The following is an 18,591-nucleotide window of genomic DNA, read 5'->3' as shown; positions in this document are numbered from 1 at the left end:
GATTGCCCTCCCCTTCCTTCGCGTCGGCATCCGCCTGTTCACCACGCTATTTTTAACGGCGCTGGTCGCCTGCACACCCGCCCGCGGGCCGCAGGAAAGCACAGGAGAAACCGGCGGCGAAAGCCAGCGAACCCCAAATCCCTACCTGTCCCAGGCGGACCGCGCTCCGCAAGCTGCGCGGGACGGAATGGAAATTGCACGACAGGCCTTTGAACGCGACGACCTGGCCGCGGCGGAAGCCGAATTAACAAAACTGACAGAAAGCTGGCCCAAACTCTCCGGCCCCTGGCTCAACCTGGGCTTAGTGCAGAGAAAACTGAACAAACCCGAGGCCGCGGAACAGAGCCTACGCCAGGCTATCGCCGCCAACGGCGACAACGTATTCGCCTGGAACGAACTGGCGGCCCTGCTGCGCGACGCCGGCCGCTTCGAAGAGGCGGAACAGCACTACCGGGAGGCGCTGAAACGCTGGCCGGACTACGCGGACGCCCACATAAACCTGGGCATACTGTTCGACCTCTACCTGCACAAACCGGAAGAGGCGCTGCAACACTACCGCGCCGCCCAGGCGCTGCAGGAAGAAGAGGACCGCCAGCTGGCCGGCTGGATAGTGGATCTGGAGCGGAGACTGCAATGAAAAAGCTGCTGCAATACGGCGCCCTGCTCGCGGCACTGTCCGGCGGCGGCGCGGCCGCCGAGGACGTGATCGAACTGGAATCCACCGTGATCGGCAACCAGGAGCAACCGAAGGTGCTGTATATCATCCCCTGGAAACAGGCCGACAGCCTCGCGCGCCTGGACGGCGGCCTGCCGCAGACCATCGGCGATGTGTTTGCGCACCGGGATTATTCGGAATTTCAGCGGGAGATCAAACTGCTGCGATCCAATGAAGAAGAAGAGGCTAACTAAAGGAGCATCTCCCTGTAGGAGCCTGCTTGCAGGCGAACAAGAGCAGAGCTCCGTAGCTGTTCGCCTGCAAGCAGGCTCCTACAGGGTGAACAGCTTGTAGGATGGGCAAAGGAGCGCAGCGACGTGCCCATCAAACCTGAGTGATGGGCACGCTACGCTTTGCCCATCCTACGCATTGCCAAATAACTAATTACTTATCTTCGCGGAGATTTTGACCATGGAATTTACCCAGGCGCTGCTGCGCTTCTTTCAAAACGGTGGCCCCTTCATGTACCCCATTGCGCTGGTACTGGTAATCGGCCTGGTAATGGTGGTGGAGCGCTGGATATTCCTCTCCCTCGCCAAGACGTCCAACCGCCGCGCCTACCAGCAAGTACTGCCGATGCTGCAAAAGCGCAACTACAACGGCGTACTGCAGCTGGCGCGGGAAAACAAGGCGGCCATCGGGCGCATCGCCGCCGCCGGCATCGGCACCATGCAGTACGCCAAGCGGGATGAAAATATCGCCCTGGCCATCGAAGAGGGCATCCTGGAAGCGGTGCCGCGCCTGGAAAAGCGCACCAGCTACCTCGCTACCCTGGCCAATATCGCCACCCTGCTCGGCCTGCTGGGTACCATCATGGGCCTGATCGCCGCCTTTACCGCCGTGGCCAATGCCGATCCCTCGGAAAAGGCCTCCATGCTCTCCTCCAGTATTTCCGTGGCCATGAACACCACCGCCTTCGGCCTGATCTCCGCGATCCCCCTGCTGCTCTTCTACTCCATGCTACAGAACAAGACCAACGAGATTATCGACAGCCTGCAGATGGCCGGGGTCAAGTATCTCAACCTGCTCACCATGGGCCGCGCGCAAATGGCGGAGCAGCGGGCTGCGAAGAGCTGACATGCTTAAGCTCAATATCCGCCGGCGCACCACGCAGGAAGGGGAACTGGACATCACCTCCTTTATGAGCCTGATGACCATCCTGGTACCGGTGCTGCTACTCAATATGGTGTTCTCGCACATCTCAGTGCTCAAGCTGAACCTTCCCGGTCTGAGTGACGGCGGCGCCAGCAGCGAGGAAAACCGGCAGCTGGAAGTGGTGCTGCGCCAGTCCCATATCGATATCAATTACCCGGCGGGCATGCGGGTCAAGCGCATACCGCATCGGGACGGCGATCCGGATTTTGACACTGTGTCGGATGTCCTGCAGGAAGTGAAACGACAGCTGCGCGAAAAATCCATCGACAAAAAAGACCTGGTGATTCTCTCCGAAGTGAACACCCCCTACAAAACCCTGGTGGCCGCCATGGACACCGCGCGCAGCTATCGCGCGGTGGTAGCCGCATCGGTGGTGGACGCGGAACTCTTCCCACAGGTATCCCTGGGCGATGCGCCCCGGGCTCAAGCGCAATCCCTGGAAACCGCAGCGGGGCAATAAAATGAATTTGAATGTGGCCGCCAAGCTGCAAGAGCGCAAACAGCGGCAGAAAAGACAGCAGTCGAAGCTCAACCTGGTTTCGCTGATGGATATCTTCACCATCCTGGTGTTCTTCCTGCTGGTGAACTCCTCGGATGTGGAAGTGCTGCAGACCGACAAGACCATCAAGCTGCCGGACTCCACCGCCAGCCAGAAACCCGAGTTGACCACCCTGGTGCGCGTCAACGGCGAACACTTGTTCGTGGGCGAGCGCTCGATCGCACGCGTCGACGAGATCGACGGCAATGCCGAACAGATAGCACCGCTGCTGGCGGAACTGAAATACCACGCCGAACGCGCGGGCCCCCTGCCGGAGGAAAAAAAGGAAGCCGGCCGTGCGGTAACCATCATGGGGGACGAAAAAGTGCCCTACCAACTGCTGAAACAGATTATGCAAACCTGCGCGGCGGCGGATTTCCGAGATATGTCCTTTGCCGTCAACCAGACAACGCCGGAAGACCCGCCGGAAGTGGGGGTCGGCAGCTGATATGGCCAGTGCAATCAATCCCCAATTCGCCCCCTGGCTGTTCCAGGAAACGGTACTGCCCTGGTCCGCCAGCGAGGAAGAGGACAAGCGATTCGTCCGCTTTCTCAAGCACGGCCTGATCGCGTTTCTCCTGTTGGGCATCGTCGTGGCGCTGATACCGGTGCCGGAACTCACCCGCGAACAGGCCGAACGGATTCCGCCGCAACTGGCCAAGGTGATCCTGGAAAAGAAAACCCTGCCCAAGCCGGAACCGAAACCCAAGCCAAAGCCGGTGGAGAAAAAAGCACCGGAACCGAAAAAGCCCGAACCGAAGCCAGAACCCAAAATCCAGGAAAAGCCCCCGGCGGCAAAGGTGGAGCTTGCACGCAAGAAAGCCGCCAACAGCGGACTGCTGCAAATGCAGGACGACCTGCTGGCGATGCGCGAGAGTGTCGATATCGCGGAAGTGAGTAGCGGCCAGTTGGCAGCGGGCGCCGCCACCAGCGCGAAAACCGTAGGCCGCTCACTGATCTCCGACCGCTCCAAAACTGCCAGCGGCGGCGTCAACACCGGCAAACTGAGCCGCGACACCGGCGGCAGAGCCCTGGCCGCGCGGGAGACCACCGTGGTCGAAAACACCCAGGCCAGTGGCGCCGCCCGGGAAGCGGGCCAGAAAGCGCGCCGCGAAAAATCCGCCCGCGCCGAGGAATCCATCCGCAGCGTAATGGAAGCCAACAAGAGCGCCATCTACGCCATCTACAACCGCGCCCTGCGCCGCGACCCCACGCTACAGGGCAAGGTCACCGTACAGTTGGTCATCGAATCCAATGGCACTGTCTCCGCAATCAAGGTAGTCAGCAGCGAACTGAACAGCCCAGACCTGGAGCGAAAACTGCTGGCCAGAATCCGCCTGATCAACTTCGGCGCGGCCAATGTGGATCGAGCCACGCTGAATTACTCGATTGACTTTCTGCCGTCCTGATCTCGGTGATTTTATGTAGGATGGGCAAAGCGGAGCGTGCCCATCTTCGACCGCCTGATGGGCACGCTCCGCTTTGCCCATCCTACGGATCTTTCCTTGTAGGAGCCTACTTGGCCAGCTCGCGCGCTTACAAAGCACCGCTTTGTGCGCGGGCTGGCCCTGCAAGCAGGCTCCTACAAAGTGTCCGTGCCTTTCGGCGAGTAACTAGTTGAGATCCGCCGCATACTGCCGCAACACCGTCAGCGGCACTATTTCCAAAGCCTTCACATGCGTCCGCTGCAGATAGACCCGCGGCGCCATGTCGTGCTTTTGAGCTTCCAGCCAGCGGGCGGCGCAGAGGCACCAGCGGTCGCCGGGCTCCAGGCCGGGGAAGCCGAATTCCTCCATCGGGGTGCTGAGATCGTTGCCCCGGGCGCGGGAGAAATTCAGGAATTCCTCGGAGACTTCCACGCACACGGTGTGCGAGCCGACGTCCTGCTCGTTGGTGTTGCAGCAGCCGTCGCGAAAAAAGCCGGTGAGCGGGTCCGTGCTGCAGGGCAGCAGGGGGTCGCCGAATACGTTGAGGGAGTCTTCCATTTTCATATCAAATTCCGGTCCACTTTAATTCTTCTTTCCGGTCCAGCAGGGCGATATCCACCAGCCGCCAGTGCAGTCCCTGCCGCTGCAATATCAGGCGCAGCTGCGCGCCGCTGTCGTCGCCGCAGTCGGCGGCGACGTGGTTGATGTCCACGAAATGCCAGCTCAGCAGCCGCCAGTCGCCCTCGCGATCTATTGGGGCGGGCTCCGGAGACTCCCCGTTCGGCAGCGAATCCCGGTATAGCTCCCGCTCGAACTCGCGCAGGTTTTTGCCGCCGCGCAGCAGGTCACCGATGCCCTCCGGGGTTACCAGCTGGTTCAGGATAGGCACGATAAACAGGTTGGCGCCGGCGGTGAGCAGCTCGCTCAGTTCTTCCGGCACCGACTCGCCCATGGATTCGCGCAGTCGCTGCTGCAGGCGCAGCTTAAGGTTTTCGCGCAGGGTGGGGAAGTCTATGTAGCCCTGCAGCCGCTCGATGTCTTCCGCCTCCGCGGCCTGCACTATCTGCTTCGCGGTGTACCAGGGCAGGGCGGCGTAGCCGCCGGCAAACAGTGCCAGCAGCAGAGCCGAGACCAGCAATCCTTTCTTCATAATTTGCGCTCTCACTTTTTCCGCCGCCAGATCTTATCGCCTGCCGCACCGATCGCCTAATCCTACTGTGGGATTGTCGCAGGGGGTGCGGCTGTGAGATATTGGTCGGATGGGCTCTGTGACTCTGGACAAAAAAGAATCGAGACAGGATATCAAAATAATGAGTGACATCTATAAAGCCCCGGAATCCGAGTTGACCGCGGGGGAAGAGAGCGGGGACTACGGCTCTCTGGAAAAAGGACTGGCGGGGGACTACGCGATTTCCGTTGGCGAAATCATCAGCGAGGCCTGGGGCCGCATCAAGGGCCACAAGGGCACTGTGTGGCTGGGCATCCTGCTCTACGCGATCGCCGTAGGGGTTATTACCTTTATCTCCAGCCTGATCACCGGCTATCCCGCCTTCAATCCGGCGGACGCCGCGAACGTAACTCTCACTTCCTCACTGCTGCACCAGCTGATTGTCACCGCCCTGTCCGCACCGCTGGTGGCCGGGATGCTGATGATCGGCGTCAAGATCGCCCGCGATGAAACGGTATCCGGCACCGAGGTCTTCTCCCATTTCGACAAGATAGTGCCGCTGGTTGTGTGCAATATTCTGATGTCGATTTTGATTGTCATCGGCTTTATGTTGCTGATCATCCCCGGCATTTACCTGATGGTGGCCTACATCCTGGCGATCCCGCTGATCGTGGACAAAGGCCTCGGCCCCTGGCAGGCACTGGAGACCTCGCGCAAGGCGGTCACCAAGCACTGGTTCCCCATGTTCGGCTTCCTGCTGCTGTGCCTGCTGATCTACATAGTGGGCGGCCTGGCGCTGTTGATCGGCCTGATCTGGGCGATTCCCACCGTGGCCGTGGCCTACGGTGTCGTGTACCGCAAAGTCTTCGGTGCCGGGCCGGAAAACGCTTAATTTGCGGGGGATGGTGGTTTGTTGGACACCGCCTACAGTATCGAGACCCCCGAGGGCATCGACCTTAAAGCACAGGCCGCCGGGCCTGTGCCGCGCATCCTCGCCTATGCGGTGGATGTCTTCTACCGCTCGCTGATCCTGCTCGCGCTCGGCATTGCGCTGGCGTTCGCCGATCGCGCAGGTATGGGGATATGGCTGCTGTGCTCTTTTCTGCTGGAGTGGTTCTACCCGGTATTTTTTGAAGTGGTGCGCAACGGCCAGACCCCGGGCAAGAAAGCCTTCGGCCTGATCGTGGTCAACGATAATCTCACCCCCGTATCCTGGGGCGCTTCCCTTCTGCGCAACCTGCTGCGCTTCGCCGACTTCCTGCCGTTCGGCTACGCCGCCGGCACCCTGTCCATGGTTCTGAACAAAAACTTCCAGCGACTCGGGGACATGGCCGCGGGCACCCTGGTGGTCTACCGGCAGGCCGGCGGGCAGCGCCCGGAGCTGCCCAAGGTCGCGCCGCTGGCGCCGCCTCGCGGCCTGCAGTTGCAGGACCAGCTGGCGGTAATCAGCCTGGCGGAGCGCCACGGCGAACTCAGCGAGGCGCGCCAACGGGAGCTGGCCGGACTGCTGGAGCCGGTGACCGGCAAATCCGGTGAAACCGGTTTACAGTACCTGCGCGCCGTGGGCTGCTGGCTGCTCGGTTCCAGATAAATGAAACAGAACGATTTCGAGAACAAATACGGCGAAAGCTGGCAGCAGTTGGAGCAGTGGCTCAAGCACGGCGATACCGACCTGGACCTGCCGGCGGCCTATCGCAGCCTGTGCCAGCAGCTCGCGGTGGCGGTGGAGCGCCAGTACACCAACCGCCTAGTCGACCGCCTCAACCAGCTGGTAATGGCCGCGCACCACCGGGTCTACCAGCAGCAGACCCTGCGCAAAAACACTTGGCTGTGGTATCTCTCCGCCGGCTTTCCCCGGGCAATCCGCGAGCAGGCCCGCTACGTCTGGCTGGCCACCGCGCTCTTCGTGCTGCCGGCGCTGGTGCTGGGCCTGGGCAGCTACTGGAACGACGCGCTGATCTACGCGGTGATGACCCCGGAGCAGGTGATGCAGTTCGAATCCATGTACGACCCGGCCAACCGCGTGCTGGGCCGCGAGCGCGGCTCCGATTCCGACCTGATGATGTTCGGCTTTTACATCAAGAACAATATCGGCATCGCCTTCCGCACCTTTGCGGGAGGCATCCTCTTCGGCCTGGGTTCGATTTTTTTCCTGGTGTTCAACGGCGTCTACCTGGGCGCGGTATTCGGGCAAATCACCCGGGTGGGCTTCGTATCCACCTTTTATCCCTTCGTGATCGGCCACGGCGCCTTCGAGCTGACCGCCATCGTCTTCGCCGGTGCCGCCGGCCTGCGCCTGGGCCAGTCGCTGATCGATCCCGGCCGCCACCGTCGCCTGGTGGCACTGCGCCTGGCCAGTGTCGAGGCGATGAAGATCATGTACGGCACCTTCGCGATGCTGGTGATCGCCGCCTTCCTTGAGGCCTTCTGGTCCTCCAGCACCCAACTGGGGATTGGAATAAAACTGGGCGTGGGCGCGGCGCTATGGCTGTTGGTGATCACCTACTTCGCCCTCGCCGGGCGCGGGGAGGCGAACCGTGGACCTTAACCGGCTGGCGGTGCGCGCGCGGCTGCGCTCGCCCTGGGAATCCATCGATCTGGGCGTGGTGCTGGCGCGACGCCAGTGGTGGCCGCTGTTTATCGTTTGGCTGCTGCCCGCGACGCTGGTGTTTGGCGCTACCGCATTGCTGCTGTGGGATTCGCCGGGGTGGGCAATATTCCTGGTGTGGTGGCTGAAGCCGGTGTACGACCGCCTGCCGCTGCTGATTGCCAGCCGCGCGCTGTTCGGCGAGAAGATGCCCGCCGGCGCGGCACTGAAACAGTTCTTTTCTGTCAACCGCCGCGACTGGCTGGCGTGGCTCAGTTGGCGGCGCCTCAGCCCCACACGCTCCTTTGACATGCCGGTGACCCTGCTGGAGCAGAGCAGCGGCCCCGCACGCGGGGCGCGCATCGGCGTGCTGCACCGCAAGCATGCCAGCGCCGCCACCTGGCTGACGCTCACCGGGTATCACCTGGAAGTGATCCTCGGCCTGGCACTGGCGGCCCTGATCTACCTGTTGATACCGGAGCAGGTGGAGATCGATTGGATGCCCTTTCTGAGCAGCGGGGCAATCTGGTTGCAGTGGGCGCTGAACGGCCTCTACCTGCTGGTGATGGCCGCGGTTGCGCCTTTTTATGTGGTCTGCGGCTTCTCCCTGTATATCGGCCGGCGCATCGAGCTGGAGGCCTGGGATATCGAGATACAGTTCCGCAACCTGGTGGAGCGCCAGCGGCGCAGCGAAAAGACCGCCCCCCTGGCGGCGCAGCTGATGCTGCTGTGCGCCCTGGGCATTTTCGCCGCAACGCCGGCGCTGCAGGCCCGCGCCGAGACCGGGGGACCCCCGGAACAGGCGCGGGAGCAGATAGACGAAATCCTCGCGGGCGAGAACTTCCATCGGATGGAGACCGTGAAGGGATGGCGCCTGAAGGAATTCAAGCGGGAGGACGAGGCCTTTCCCGAATGGCTGATTGCCCTTCTCGAGTGGCTGGAGAGCCTGTCCGCGGATGAGTCACCGGAGCCGAACGGAACCAGTTGGGGCCCGCTTGTTGCCGGATTGCTGGAAGTACTGTTGTGGATCGGCGCCATCGGCCTGGCGATCTACCTGCTCTGGCACTACCGCGAACAGCTCGGCCGGGCGCTGAAATTCCGCAAAAAACCCCCGCGGGAAAAAAAGGCCGCGCCGGAGACCCTGTTCGGCCTGGACGTTCGCCAGTCCAGCCTGCCGGCGGATGTCTGTGCCGAAGTGCTGCGCCTGTGGCAACAGGGCGAGCAGCGGGCCGGACTGGGGCTGCTGTACCGCGCCACCCTGTCCCACCTGATCGAGGACTACCTCTTTGAGTTCGGCGATCACCTCACCGAGCGCGAGTGCGCGCGGCTGGTAGAGCACCGCCGGGGCGGGAACCAAGAGCAGCCACCGGTGAGTTCGGCGCTGAGCAGCTTCGTACAGCAGCTGACCACGGCCTGGCAGCAACTCGCCTATGCCCACCGCGCGCCGGAAACGGCGCGGGTGCAGGCCCTGTGCGGACAGTGGCAGGAGGTGTTTGCCCATGACTAGGGTCTTTCTCGTTGCAACGCTGTTGATCGCCGCCGCAGCCACCGCCGCCTTCCTGTATTTGTTCGAGCGTTACAGCGAGGAGGTGGATCTCGGCTGGGGGCCGGAGGCCCGGCGCAACCCCTACCTGGCCGCGGAACAGTTCCTCGCCGCCGACGGCCTGCAAACCCGGCGCGCAGACAATATCGCCGTACTGAATACTCTCGCCCCCGACGACACCCTCTATCTGGCCAGCTCCAGCCAGGCCTATAACCTCAAGCGCGCGGACGAACTGCTCGGCTGGGTGGAGAGCGGCGGCCACGCCATCGTGGTGGCCCACATCGCGGGCGACGGCGAGCGGGACTGGCTGCTGGACCGGTTGGAGGTCTCCCTGGAGGAGCGGGACGGAATCGACTTCGAGCACCCCTTCCGCGAACTCCTCGGCGAAGAGGCGGGGGAATTCGAGGGCAAGAGCGCCAGCGAAATACTCCGAGAACACAACCGCCGCCTGCGCGAGGGCGAACCGGAGGAGAAAGAGGAGCCCGCCGAAGAGGAAAAACCGCCGCGCAATCCGGATGTGGACCCGGAGGACCTGGTCACCCTGGCCACCGAGGACGGCGGCGAGTACCGATTGCATTTCACCGGCCGCCACTTGCTCCAACACCCGGCACTGGAAGAAGAAGAGGCCAGCGACGGGCCCGTGTTCTGGGCCAAAATTCACCGCGACGACACCGGCGTGCCCTTTATGCAGTTCGAGCGCGGTGAGGGGCTGATCACCATTGTCGCGGACGGCGGCCTCTGGCGATCGGACCGCATCGGCCATTTCGACCACGCCTACCTGCTGCGCCTGCTCGCCTCCGACGGCGACTTCGTCTTTCTCACCCGCCCGCGTTTCGACTCGCTGGGGGAGCTGGCGCGGCGCTACGCCGGGGAGTTCTTCCTCGCCGGCGCCCTGGCCCTGCTCGCCTGGCTGCTGTACCGCTCGCGCCGCTTCGGCCCCCGCGCGCCGGAACCGGAGACCGCGCGGCGCTCGCTGCTGGAACATATCTCCGCCTGCGGCCATTACTACTGGCGCGCCGGGCACTGCGAAAACCTGGTGCGTCAGCAGCGGGAGGCGCTGCTCCGGCGGCTGGGCGAGGAGCGGGCCAGCCCGCCGGTGCGGCGCAAACTCTGCACACAGCTGGCCGCGCAGACCGGGCTGGACGAATCCTCCATCGCCACGACCCTCTGGGGCGACCCGCCCCGGAGCGAAGAGACCTTTACCGAACAGATGCGCAAACTGCAGCAAATCGAGGCCGCACTATGAGCGAAATCCTGAACACCCCCACAGACCAATCCGCGGAAACCGAACAATGGCAAGCCGCCGGCGCCCAGCTGACACTGCTGCGCAACACCATCAACCGGCTGCTGATCGGCCAGGAGGAGGTAGTGGAGCAGGTGCTGATTGCGCTGCTCGCCTCTGGCCACGTATTGCTCGAAGGGGTGCCCGGCCTGGGCAAGACCCTGCTGGTGCGCGCCCTGGCCAACTGCTTCGGCGGCCACTTCCGCCGTATCCAGTTCACCCCGGACCTGATGCCCGCGGACGTCACCGGCCACGCCATCTACCACATGGGCGAGAGCCGCTTCGAGGTGCGCCGCGGACCGGTGTTCACCAACCTGTTGCTGGCGGACGAAATCAACCGCGCCCCGGCGAAAACCCAGGCGGCGCTGCTGGAAGTGATGCAGGAGAAGCAGGTCACCATCGACGGCGAAGCCCTGCCCACCCCGAGCCCGTTTATGGTGCTGGCCACCCAGAACCCCATCGAACAGGAGGGCACCTATCCGCTGCCGGAGGCGGAGCTGGACCGTTTTCTGCTCAAGGTGCTGATCGATTTCCCCAGCCTGGAGGCGGAACTGAAACTGGCCGCGGCGGCGAGCAGCGGGCGCATCGAGCAGCAGCTGCAACAGCCGGTCGGCCTGCTCACCGTCGAACAGCTGCAACAGTTGCAGGCCCTGGTGCCCAAAGTCGCGGTAGACCAGCAGGTGCTGCACTACGCGGTGCGCCTGGTGCGCGCCACCCGCGAAAGCGCGCAGCTGCGCCGCAGCGCCGGCCCCCGCGCCAGTATCGGCCTGTTGCAGGCGGCCCGCGCCCAGGCGCTGCTCCAGGGCCGCGAGTTCGTGCTGCCGGATGACGTCAAGGCCATGGCCATCCCGGTAATGCGCCACCGCGTGGGCCTGTCGCCGGATATGGAGATCGACGGCGAGACCGCCGATTCGGTGCTGGCGCAGATCATCGGCACCGTGGAAGCGCCCCGGCTGTGAGACCGAGCCGCCGCCTGGGAAAACTGCTCGGCTACTGGTGCCTGGCGGCGCTGGCGGTCAGCGCCGCGCGCATCTGGCTGCCCCGCGCCGCCGATGGGCTCGCCACCGCCTGGTGGTGCGCCGGCGCCCTGCTGCTGGGGGCCGCGCTGCTGGACTGGCTGGTGGGGCGCAAAGTGCGGGGAGCGGAGGGCGAACGGCAGCTCCCCGGCAACCTGGCCCTCGGGGTTGAGAACCGGGTGCGGCTCACCCTGCGCAATTTCGGCCCGCGCCCGCTGGCGCTGCTGGTGAGCGACCAGCTTCCCGATCAATTGCGCAGCCGCGCACTGCCGCGCCGCGCGCAGCTGGATTGCAACCAGGAAGCGGAGATCGACTACCCCCTGGTACCGCACCATCGCGGCCGCGCCGACTTCGGCCGCATCGAAGTTTTGGCGGACGCCCCCTGGGGACTTTGGCAGAAAAAAGTGCTGCTGGGCAAGCCGCAGACGGTGAAGGTCTACCCCAATTTCCTCGGCATCTCCTCGCTGCAGGCGCTCAGCACCGAGCAGAGCCTGCGCTACCTGGGCCTGCACCAGCAGCAGCGCCGCGGCGAGGGCATGGACTTCCGCCAGTTGCGCGAATATCGCCGCGGCGACAGCCAACGGCAGGTGGACTGGCGGGCCAGCGCGCGCATGCGCAAACTGATCAGCCGCGAGTACCAGGACGAGCGCGACCAGGAAATCGTCTACATGCTCGACTGCGGCCGTCGCATGCGCACCAAGGACGGCGAACTCAGCCATTTCGACCACGCCCTCAACGCGCTGCTGCTGTCCGCCTACGTGGCGATCAAGCAGGGGGACGCGGTGGGCCTGCACGCCTTCGCCACCGGCAGCGGCGACAGCGAGCTGCCGCCGGTAAAAGGAGAGAGCGGTATCAATCTACTGCTCAACCACGTCTACGACCTGCACTCCGGCACCGCCAACAGCGACTTCAGCGGCGCCGCGCAGCAGCTGCTGGCCCGGCACCAGCGCCGCGCCCTGGTGATCCTGGTGACCAACCTGCGCGACGAGGACAGCGACGAATTGCTGGCCGCGGCGCAACTGCTGAGCCGCCGTCACCTGGTGATGGTGGCCAGCCTGCGGGAGACCGCGCTGGATACCCTGGTGCACGAACCGGTGCGCGACTTCGACAGCGCCATCGACTGGACCGCCGCGCGGGATTTCCTGCACCGCCGCGCACGTCTGCTGCAACAACTGCGCGCGCGCAACGTACTGGTGGTAGACTCGGAGCCGGCGCAGCTGCATATGGCGCTGGTGGAGAGTTACTGGCGCCTTAAGCGCAGCGGTAGAATCTGAGCCCGTGGTTATCCTGAAACTTTGATCGCGGCCAACGGCCGCTCCTACAGTGAAAAGAATCTTTGTAGGAGCGGCGGGGCGGCCATCCGCCGCTGGCCGCGATCGATCCCGCTGCCGAAGCCGGGCCCGACAAAAACAATGGCACAGCGCAGACCCTTCAATTTACACCGCTGGCAGGCCGCACTGCTGCTGGCGGTATTCCTCGCGGTGCGCGGCCTGGTGCCCGCGGGCTTTATGCCCGCGCCTCTGGCCGGCGGCGCTCCCTACGGATACTGCCACGGCGACAACCGTAGCGCGCTGCTGCTCGAACTGCTCGCTCCGCGCCACAACGGCCATCACCATCCGGTCGGCCACCAGCACGACGCCCCCACGGCGCAGAGTTTTGCCGACAATCACTGCAGTTTTTCCTCCGTCGCCGCCGCGGCGGTCACCGGCACCGCGGAAATTTTCGCGGGTATCGCGGGAATTTCCCCTTCCTTTTCCAGCCCCACTCAGAATAGCGCGCAAAGGCACCGCTATTTTCTACCACCCGAGCGCGCCCCTCCCAATTTCCTGCATCTCTAGAAAGAAAAAACTTTTTGATTTCGCACCGCAAAGTTTTTGCGGTGTGCGGGTATATTGCAGGAGAAAATCCGTGAAACAAATTAATTCCGTTCTGCTGGCCGCAACGGCTAGCTTCGCAGCGCAAACCGCTTTCGCCCACGGGGACAGGGCACCGATCTTTCTACCCGAGGGTCACGCTCCCGCCGGAGTGATGGCCGATCACCTGCACGCGAAAGGTGAGTGGATGTTCGGCTACCGCGCCATGCGCGAGGAGTATTCCGGGATCTATCGCGGTTCGGACGAGGTGGAGGCGACGGACCTGGCCGCAGCCGACTATTCGATGATGCCCACCGGCATGACTATGGAAATGCATATGCTGGACATCATGTACGCGGTGTCCAACGACCTGACCCTGATGCTGATGCCCCAGGTCATGTCCATGGAGATGGATATGGCGATGACCGGCGGCGGCCATGGCGATATGCACGGCGGCCACGAGATGGGCAGCCACAGGGGTCGGGTTTCCGGCACCGGCGACACGGTGGTAGGCGGACTCTTCCGCCTGGCGGGCGCCGGCGCCCAGCGGCTGCACGCAACCCTGGCGGTGAGCGCGCCCACCGGTTCAGTGGACGAGAAAAATGCCGACGGTACCTTCGTCCACTACGGTATGCAGTTGGGCACCGGCACCTGGGACCTGTTGCCCTCCCTCACTTACACAAGCGCCTTGGACAGGCTGAGCTGGGGCGCCCAGCTCTCCGCGCGCCTGCCGATGGAGAGCGAAAACGATTCCGACTTCGCTTTTGGCGAGCGCTACGGCGCCACTGCCTGGAGTGCCTACCGCGTGGCCGACTGGTTGAGCCTCTCGGCGCGATTGCAGTACTCAAAAGAGGGGGATATCGACGGTCACTACAAGGGTTCGCACAACCACTCGAGCCCGGCGGATCTGCAGGGCAACTACGGCGGTGAGATGCTGGACCTGGGGCTGGGTTTCAACCTGGTGGCGCAGGGCGGTGCACTGGCCGGTATACGCTTGGGGCTGGAGTGGGTGGGGGATATCTCCGCGCACTACAACGGCTACCAGTTGGCGCGGGAGGATGGGGTGAATATGAGTCTTTCCTACGCTTTTTAAATAACCTGGAAACCTGATCGCGGCCAACGGCCGCTCCTACAGTGAAAAGAATCTTTGTAGGAGCGGCGGGGCGGCCATCCGCCGTTGGCCGCGATCAAGCTTGCCGGCTTGCGCTAGAAACGATAACTGAGATTGAGCGTCCACGTACGCAGGTGCCCAAGGTCAACCCCCGCCACCCGATCAATATCGTTGTAGTTGTACTCCAGCGAGGTGTCGAGATCGTCCGTCCAGTTGTAGCGGTAGCCGACCCCGGCGTTCCAGTAGCCCTGCTCGTCGTGATCGTCCACCAGGAACACAAAGCCGTGCTGCTCCACGGTGTCCACGTCGAATTCGCCATAGTTCCAGCCCGCCATCCAATAGAGGCACTGCACGTCGCAGGCGAGGCTGAAATCCACCTTGAAATTGATGCCGTACTGGTCGACGGTGACACCGCTGCCGTCGAAATGGGAGTAGCGCAGTTCCACCTGCCAAACTCCCACCGTGGGCGTGATGCCGATACTGGCGAGGCCGAAAAAATCCTGGTCGTTCTCGATCTGCAGCTCTCCCTGCCCAGAGCCTAGGGTGGTAATCACCCGGTACTCGCCGGCGCAGATACCTTCGATGGGGTTGTTCCACCCTATCGCGCCGGCTGTAGATGAGGTGAGAAAAGCGAGGACAAACAGGATTTTTTTCATCACAACCTTCCTTGGTGCAAACGATTTACCGACAGATATTCAGGGTTCGGCGCTGGGGGACGAGTGGGAATGTGCCACGTCGATAATGGCCCAGATGCCGCCGGCAAAAGCCGGGTTGTTGCGCAGGGTTTCTATATTGCCCGGCGTCGGCGGCGCCTTTCCGACGGCACGCACTTCTTCCAGGCGCTGCAAAATGGTTTCCGCCATTTTCTGCAGCGTGGCGTCGAGGGTGTCGGCGTGGCAATGGCAATGGGGCAGGTCCGGCGCTATGGCGCCGAAGCCGGCGTATTCAATATTGTGAACCACAACCGGATAACGCATCGGACGTTACTCTTATTACATTAACGTACCAAGCGTAGACGGCTTTCAGTTTTCCGTGGCAAATTTGCGCGCGAAAAAACTCCGGCCTGGGAGTTTTCCCAAAATAAAATTGCGCGCCTTTTCAAGACCTATGCAGGTCCTTGAAAAAATTTCCGCCTCAGCGGGGAATGCGGCCGAGCAGCGCGCGACGGGAGAAGATCATCTCCCGATAGGTCTGCAGCAGGGAGATATCCAGGTCGGTCTCCGCACCCTGCAGCTCCTCCAGTTGCCGGTTCAGCCAGGTGATTTCCACTTCCAACTGCTGGCGCAGCTTGCGGGTCTCGCTCTCGCTGATGTTGACGTGAGCGCTGCGGGGGCGGGTCATGGCTTTACCTCTACCAATACAGACAGCCGGGCGAGCCGGGTCGCCCGAAAACTTGGCTTACAGTAAAGCTTAGTTGAAATTGGTTATTTTGTGAGCAATTCTCGCCAGGGGAATCCGGAGTCGCCGATGACATAGAAGTGGGGATTGAGCAGGGAATCCTTGGTGTTGTAGCGCAACAGCCGGAACTTGTCGTCCACCACCACGCCTCCCGCGGCCTCCACCACCGCCTGGGCCGCGGCGGTATCCCACTCGCAGGTGGGCGCCAGGCGCGGGTAGAGGTCCGCAGCGCCCTCGGCCACCAGGCACAACTTGAGCGAACTGCCCATATTCTTGCAGGCCACACTGCCCAGATCGGATTCGATGCGTTCCACCAGACGGTCCACGGCGCCGGCGCCGTGGCTGCGGCTGGCCACCAGCTCCACCGGCTCGCCGGCCTCAAGGCGCGGCGCCAGGCTGCGCACGCGAATCGACTGTTCGGTCCCGGCGCTGCGTTTGAAGGCGCCGTTGTTTTTGCAGCCGGCGTAGGTGATATCCAGCACCGGTACGTGCACCACCCCCAGCACTGGCTCGCCGTCCTCGATCAGCGCCACGTTCACGGTGAACTCGCCGGTGCGGCGGATAAATTCCTTGGTGCCGTCCAGTGGGTCGACAATCCAGTAGCGCTTCCACTGGCGGCGCTCACTATAGGGCAGGATTTCCTGTTCCTCGGAGAGCACCGGGACACCTTCGATCAGCGCCGCCAGCGCCGGCTCCAGCAACCGGTGGGCGGCCAGGTCTGCGGCGGTGACCGGGGAATCGTCCGCCTTGGTGTCCACTTCCAGTTCGGCGCTGCTGTTGTACACCTTGAGGATCGCATCGCCTGCGCGGGCGCAGATGTCGATCACCTGCTCCACCAATACCTTCATATCCAGCGCCTTGTCCATAATCCCTCCAGCTTGTATGAGTGGGGCATTATACGCATCGGCTGCGGTGATCCCACCGGCTGCCGTGCCATCGGGCGATCAGCCTTGCTGTCCAGGGCTCAGCTCTGTGGGAGCCAGCCCCGCTGATGAATAGGGCGTGCCAGATAGCACCGATTTAATCACCTGCGAGGCAGGCTCCCACAGGAGGTAACTTTAATGCTAGGCGGGAAAGAACCCCTCGATAGACAGGTACCGCTCGCCAGTGTCGTAGCTGAATATCAGCACCCGGCTGCCGGCAGGGAGCTGGTCCTGGCGCTGTTTTACCGCCGCCAGAGTGGCGCCGGAGGAGATGCCGACGAAGATCCCCTCCCTCAGGGCACACTGTTGGGCCATCTCAAAGCTGTCCTCCTCGCTGACCAGGATAACGTCGTCGAGGACGTCGATATTGAGGATCTTCGGTATAAAGCCCGCGCCGATTCCCTGCAGCCGGTGCAGGCCTTTCTCGCCACCGGTGATCACCGGCGATTTCTCCGGCTCCACCGCGAAAGTCTTCAGTTTGGGGAAATGCTCTTTCAGCACCTCGCTGCAGCCGCTGATATGGCCGCCGGTGCCGACGCCGGTAATCAGGTAGTCCAGCCCCTCGGGAAAATCCGCGAGGATTTCCTGTGCGGTCCTCTCCCGGTGCGCCTTGACGTTGGCGGGGTTGTTGAACTGCTGCGGCATCCAGCTGTTGTCGTTCTCCTCCAGCAGCTCCTGGGCCCGCTCGATGGCGCCGCCCATGCCGCGCTCCCTGGGCGTCAGCACGATTTCCGCACCCATCGCCTTCATGATCTTGCACCGCTCCACCGACATGGATTCCGGCATGGTGAGAATCAGCCGGTAGCCGCGCACCGCGGCCACCATCGCCAGACCGACGCCGGTGTTGCCGGAAGTGGGTTCGACAATCACACCACCGGGTTTGAGTTCGCCGCTGGCCTCCGCCTCCTCCACCATCGACAGTGCGATGCGGTCCTTGATACTGCTGCCGGGATTGAAGCGCTCCACCTTCATCCACACCTCGATATCCGGGCGAAACAGGTGATTGATGCGAACGTGGGGTGTGTTGCCGATGGTTTCGAGAATATTGGCTGCCTTCATGCGCGACGCTCTCCTGATTTGCCTGTCGAATATTCTTGCCAAATACTGCCCCACACAAATACAAGAAAAACGCGAGAAAAGCCATGACCGAGTTCCCCGCAACCGTCGCGAGTCCGCTGTCACGGTCCCTGTCGCGCCCGCTCCTGGCCTTCACGGCGTGTGCGGCGATTTATATGGTGCTCGACGCCTACGGCCTGCGCGGCCCCTGGATGGCGTCCATGAAAATCGTGCCCATCGCCATACTCGCGCTGCTCGCCCTGCGCAGCCTGAGCGGCCTCACCCGCACCCTGACCCTCTGCGCACTGACTTTCTCCGCGCTGGGGGACCTGTTGCTGGCCCTGGAGTTTTCCCATGGCTTTGTCTATGGCCTGGGCGCCTTCCTGCTCGCGCAGCTGATCTACGCCGGCAACTTCCTGCGCGCGGCGGACTTCCGCAGCCGGCGCACCGCGCTGCGCGGCGTACCGGTGCTGATCGCCGCCATCCTGCTGGCGCGGACGCTGCTGCCGGCGGCGGGGGAACTGGCGCCAGCAGTGCTGGTCTACCTGCTGGCGATCGTGATCATGGCCCTCTGCGCCGCCGCCCACCGGAGCGACTCTGCGCTGCTGTTCGCCGGCGCTGTCAGCTTTATGGTTTCCGATACCCTGATCGCGCTGAATAAATTCGTGATCCCGCTGCCAATGGCCGGCACCGCGATCATGGTCACCTACTACGGGGCGCAGCTGGCGCTGCTGTACGGGCTGGCTCGCGCGCGGGCATAATGGGAATTCATAAGGGCGACAAGAACATGGCCTATGCTCTGCTCCATCGCCCTTAAAC

Annotated in this window: 23 protein-coding genes; 16 read left to right on the top strand and 7 right to left on the bottom strand. The window is 63.2% G+C overall.

Annotated elements, in window-relative coordinates; translation table 11 throughout:
- Window positions 1-187: 187 nt before the first annotated feature.
- The 6 genes from FHS09_RS06895 to FHS09_RS06870 all read left to right on the top strand — a co-directional run bounded on the left by FHS09_RS06895 (window position 188) and on the right by FHS09_RS06870 (window position 3,817).
- Complete coding sequence (locus FHS09_RS06895) at window positions 188-637, top strand: tetratricopeptide repeat protein (protein ID WP_183458103.1); 450 nt, start codon at window positions 188-190, stop codon at window positions 635-637.
- Entirely contained in the window at window positions 634-909 is a 276-nt protein-coding gene (locus FHS09_RS06890) for a hypothetical protein (RefSeq protein WP_183458101.1), read from the top strand. Before FHS09_RS06895 ends, FHS09_RS06890 begins: the two co-directional genes overlap by 4 nt.
- Window positions 910-1,126: 217 nt before the next feature.
- Window positions 1,127-1,792: a MotA/TolQ/ExbB proton channel family protein gene (locus tag FHS09_RS06885; protein ID WP_183458099.1), complete on the top strand. Its 666-nt coding sequence runs from the start codon at window positions 1,127-1,129 to the stop codon at window positions 1,790-1,792.
- Between the two features lies 1 nt (window position 1,793).
- The gene (locus FHS09_RS06880; RefSeq protein ID WP_183458097.1) at window positions 1,794-2,330 is read left to right on the top strand and encodes a biopolymer transporter ExbD; all 537 of its coding nucleotides are present in this window, start codon (window positions 1,794-1,796) and stop codon (window positions 2,328-2,330) included.
- A gap of 1 nt (window position 2,331) precedes the next feature.
- Window positions 2,332-2,856, top strand: coding sequence for an ExbD/TolR family protein (locus FHS09_RS06875; protein WP_183458095.1), 525 nt, complete (start codon window positions 2,332-2,334; stop codon window positions 2,854-2,856).
- Window position 2,857: 1 nt separating this feature from the next.
- Complete coding sequence (locus FHS09_RS06870; protein WP_183458093.1) at window positions 2,858-3,817, top strand: AgmX/PglI C-terminal domain-containing protein; 960 nt, start codon at window positions 2,858-2,860, stop codon at window positions 3,815-3,817.
- A gap of 204 nt (window positions 3,818-4,021) precedes the next feature.
- On the opposite strand, the gene FHS09_RS06865 is transcribed toward FHS09_RS06870, so the two are convergent.
- Both FHS09_RS06865 and FHS09_RS06860 read right to left on the bottom strand, forming a co-directional pair.
- Window positions 4,022-4,399 carry a DUF2237 family protein gene (locus tag FHS09_RS06865; RefSeq protein WP_183458091.1) on the bottom strand — a complete coding sequence of 126 codons (378 nt, stop codon included), beginning with the start codon at window positions 4,397-4,399 and terminating at the stop codon, window positions 4,022-4,024.
- 1 nt (window position 4,400) lies between these two features.
- Window positions 4,401-4,985, bottom strand: coding sequence for a DUF2939 domain-containing protein (locus FHS09_RS06860; protein ID WP_183458089.1), 585 nt, complete (start codon window positions 4,983-4,985; stop codon window positions 4,401-4,403).
- 160 nt (window positions 4,986-5,145) lie between these two features.
- Between FHS09_RS06860 and FHS09_RS06855 the strand changes: the two genes are divergently transcribed.
- From FHS09_RS06855 to FHS09_RS06815, 9 genes are all read left to right on the top strand, one after another.
- Window positions 5,146-5,895: a DUF975 family protein gene (locus FHS09_RS06855; protein ID WP_183458087.1), complete on the top strand. Its 750-nt coding sequence runs from the start codon at window positions 5,146-5,148 to the stop codon at window positions 5,893-5,895.
- An 18-nt stretch (window positions 5,896-5,913) separates the two neighbouring features.
- Window positions 5,914-6,594 (top strand): RDD family protein, encoded by a 681-nt coding sequence (locus FHS09_RS06850; RefSeq protein WP_183458085.1) that lies wholly within the window; start codon window positions 5,914-5,916, stop codon window positions 6,592-6,594.
- Window positions 6,595-7,551, top strand: a complete 957-nt coding sequence (locus FHS09_RS06845; RefSeq protein ID WP_183458083.1) for a stage II sporulation protein M — start codon at window positions 6,595-6,597, stop codon at window positions 7,549-7,551.
- Window positions 7,541-9,097 (top strand): DUF4129 domain-containing protein, encoded by a 1,557-nt coding sequence (locus FHS09_RS23210; protein WP_183458081.1) that lies wholly within the window; start codon window positions 7,541-7,543, stop codon window positions 9,095-9,097. Before FHS09_RS06845 ends, FHS09_RS23210 begins: the two co-directional genes overlap by 11 nt.
- The gene (locus FHS09_RS06835) at window positions 9,090-10,379 is read left to right on the top strand and encodes a DUF4350 domain-containing protein (protein WP_183458079.1); all 1,290 of its coding nucleotides are present in this window, start codon (window positions 9,090-9,092) and stop codon (window positions 10,377-10,379) included. The genes FHS09_RS23210 and FHS09_RS06835 overlap by 8 nt, the downstream gene beginning before the upstream one ends.
- Window positions 10,376-11,374: an AAA family ATPase gene (locus FHS09_RS06830; protein WP_183458077.1), complete on the top strand. Its 999-nt coding sequence runs from the start codon at window positions 10,376-10,378 to the stop codon at window positions 11,372-11,374. The genes FHS09_RS06835 and FHS09_RS06830 overlap by 4 nt, the downstream gene beginning before the upstream one ends.
- Window positions 11,371-12,705, top strand: a complete 1,335-nt coding sequence (locus FHS09_RS23205; RefSeq protein WP_183458075.1) for a DUF58 domain-containing protein — start codon at window positions 11,371-11,373, stop codon at window positions 12,703-12,705. The genes FHS09_RS06830 and FHS09_RS23205 overlap by 4 nt, the downstream gene beginning before the upstream one ends.
- A gap of 138 nt (window positions 12,706-12,843) precedes the next feature.
- Window positions 12,844-13,269: a hypothetical protein gene (locus FHS09_RS06820; protein ID WP_183458073.1), complete on the top strand. Its 426-nt coding sequence runs from the start codon at window positions 12,844-12,846 to the stop codon at window positions 13,267-13,269.
- Window positions 13,270-13,339: 70 nt separating this feature from the next.
- Window positions 13,340-14,377: a hypothetical protein gene (locus tag FHS09_RS06815; protein ID WP_183458071.1), complete on the top strand. Its 1,038-nt coding sequence runs from the start codon at window positions 13,340-13,342 to the stop codon at window positions 14,375-14,377.
- Window positions 14,378-14,490: 113 nt separating this feature from the next.
- Here the strand turns inward: FHS09_RS06815 and FHS09_RS06810 are convergent, their stop codons facing one another.
- The 5 genes from FHS09_RS06810 to cysK form a co-directional block, all read right to left on the bottom strand.
- The gene (locus FHS09_RS06810; RefSeq protein ID WP_183458069.1) at window positions 14,491-15,051 is read right to left on the bottom strand and encodes an outer membrane protein; all 561 of its coding nucleotides are present in this window, start codon (window positions 15,049-15,051) and stop codon (window positions 14,491-14,493) included.
- A 39-nt stretch (window positions 15,052-15,090) separates the two neighbouring features.
- Window positions 15,091-15,372, bottom strand: a complete 282-nt coding sequence (locus tag FHS09_RS06805; protein ID WP_183458067.1) for a type II toxin-antitoxin system HicB family antitoxin — start codon at window positions 15,370-15,372, stop codon at window positions 15,091-15,093.
- A 157-nt stretch (window positions 15,373-15,529) separates the two neighbouring features.
- Window positions 15,530-15,736: a hypothetical protein gene (locus tag FHS09_RS06800; RefSeq protein WP_183458065.1), complete on the bottom strand. Its 207-nt coding sequence runs from the start codon at window positions 15,734-15,736 to the stop codon at window positions 15,530-15,532.
- Between the two features lie 83 nt (window positions 15,737-15,819).
- On the bottom strand, window positions 15,820-16,659 hold the full coding sequence (gene cysQ / locus FHS09_RS06795; protein WP_183458063.1) for a 3'(2'),5'-bisphosphate nucleotidase CysQ: 840 nt from the start codon (window positions 16,657-16,659) through the stop codon (window positions 15,820-15,822).
- Between the two features lie 198 nt (window positions 16,660-16,857).
- Complete coding sequence (cysK, locus tag FHS09_RS06790; protein ID WP_183458061.1) at window positions 16,858-17,775, bottom strand: cysteine synthase A; 918 nt, start codon at window positions 17,773-17,775, stop codon at window positions 16,858-16,860.
- An 83-nt stretch (window positions 17,776-17,858) separates the two neighbouring features.
- Between cysK and FHS09_RS06785 the strand changes: the two genes are divergently transcribed.
- The gene (locus tag FHS09_RS06785) at window positions 17,859-18,533 is read left to right on the top strand and encodes a lysoplasmalogenase (protein ID WP_183458059.1); all 675 of its coding nucleotides are present in this window, start codon (window positions 17,859-17,861) and stop codon (window positions 18,531-18,533) included.
- The last annotated feature ends 58 nt before the right edge of the window (window positions 18,534-18,591 follow it).

Source organism: Microbulbifer rhizosphaerae (assembly GCF_014191725.1).
Lineage (GTDB): Bacteria > Pseudomonadota > Gammaproteobacteria > Pseudomonadales > Cellvibrionaceae > Microbulbifer > Microbulbifer rhizosphaerae.
The sequence above is the reverse complement of the archived record's forward strand: the minus strand, read 5'-3'. Positions and strand labels throughout refer to the sequence as shown.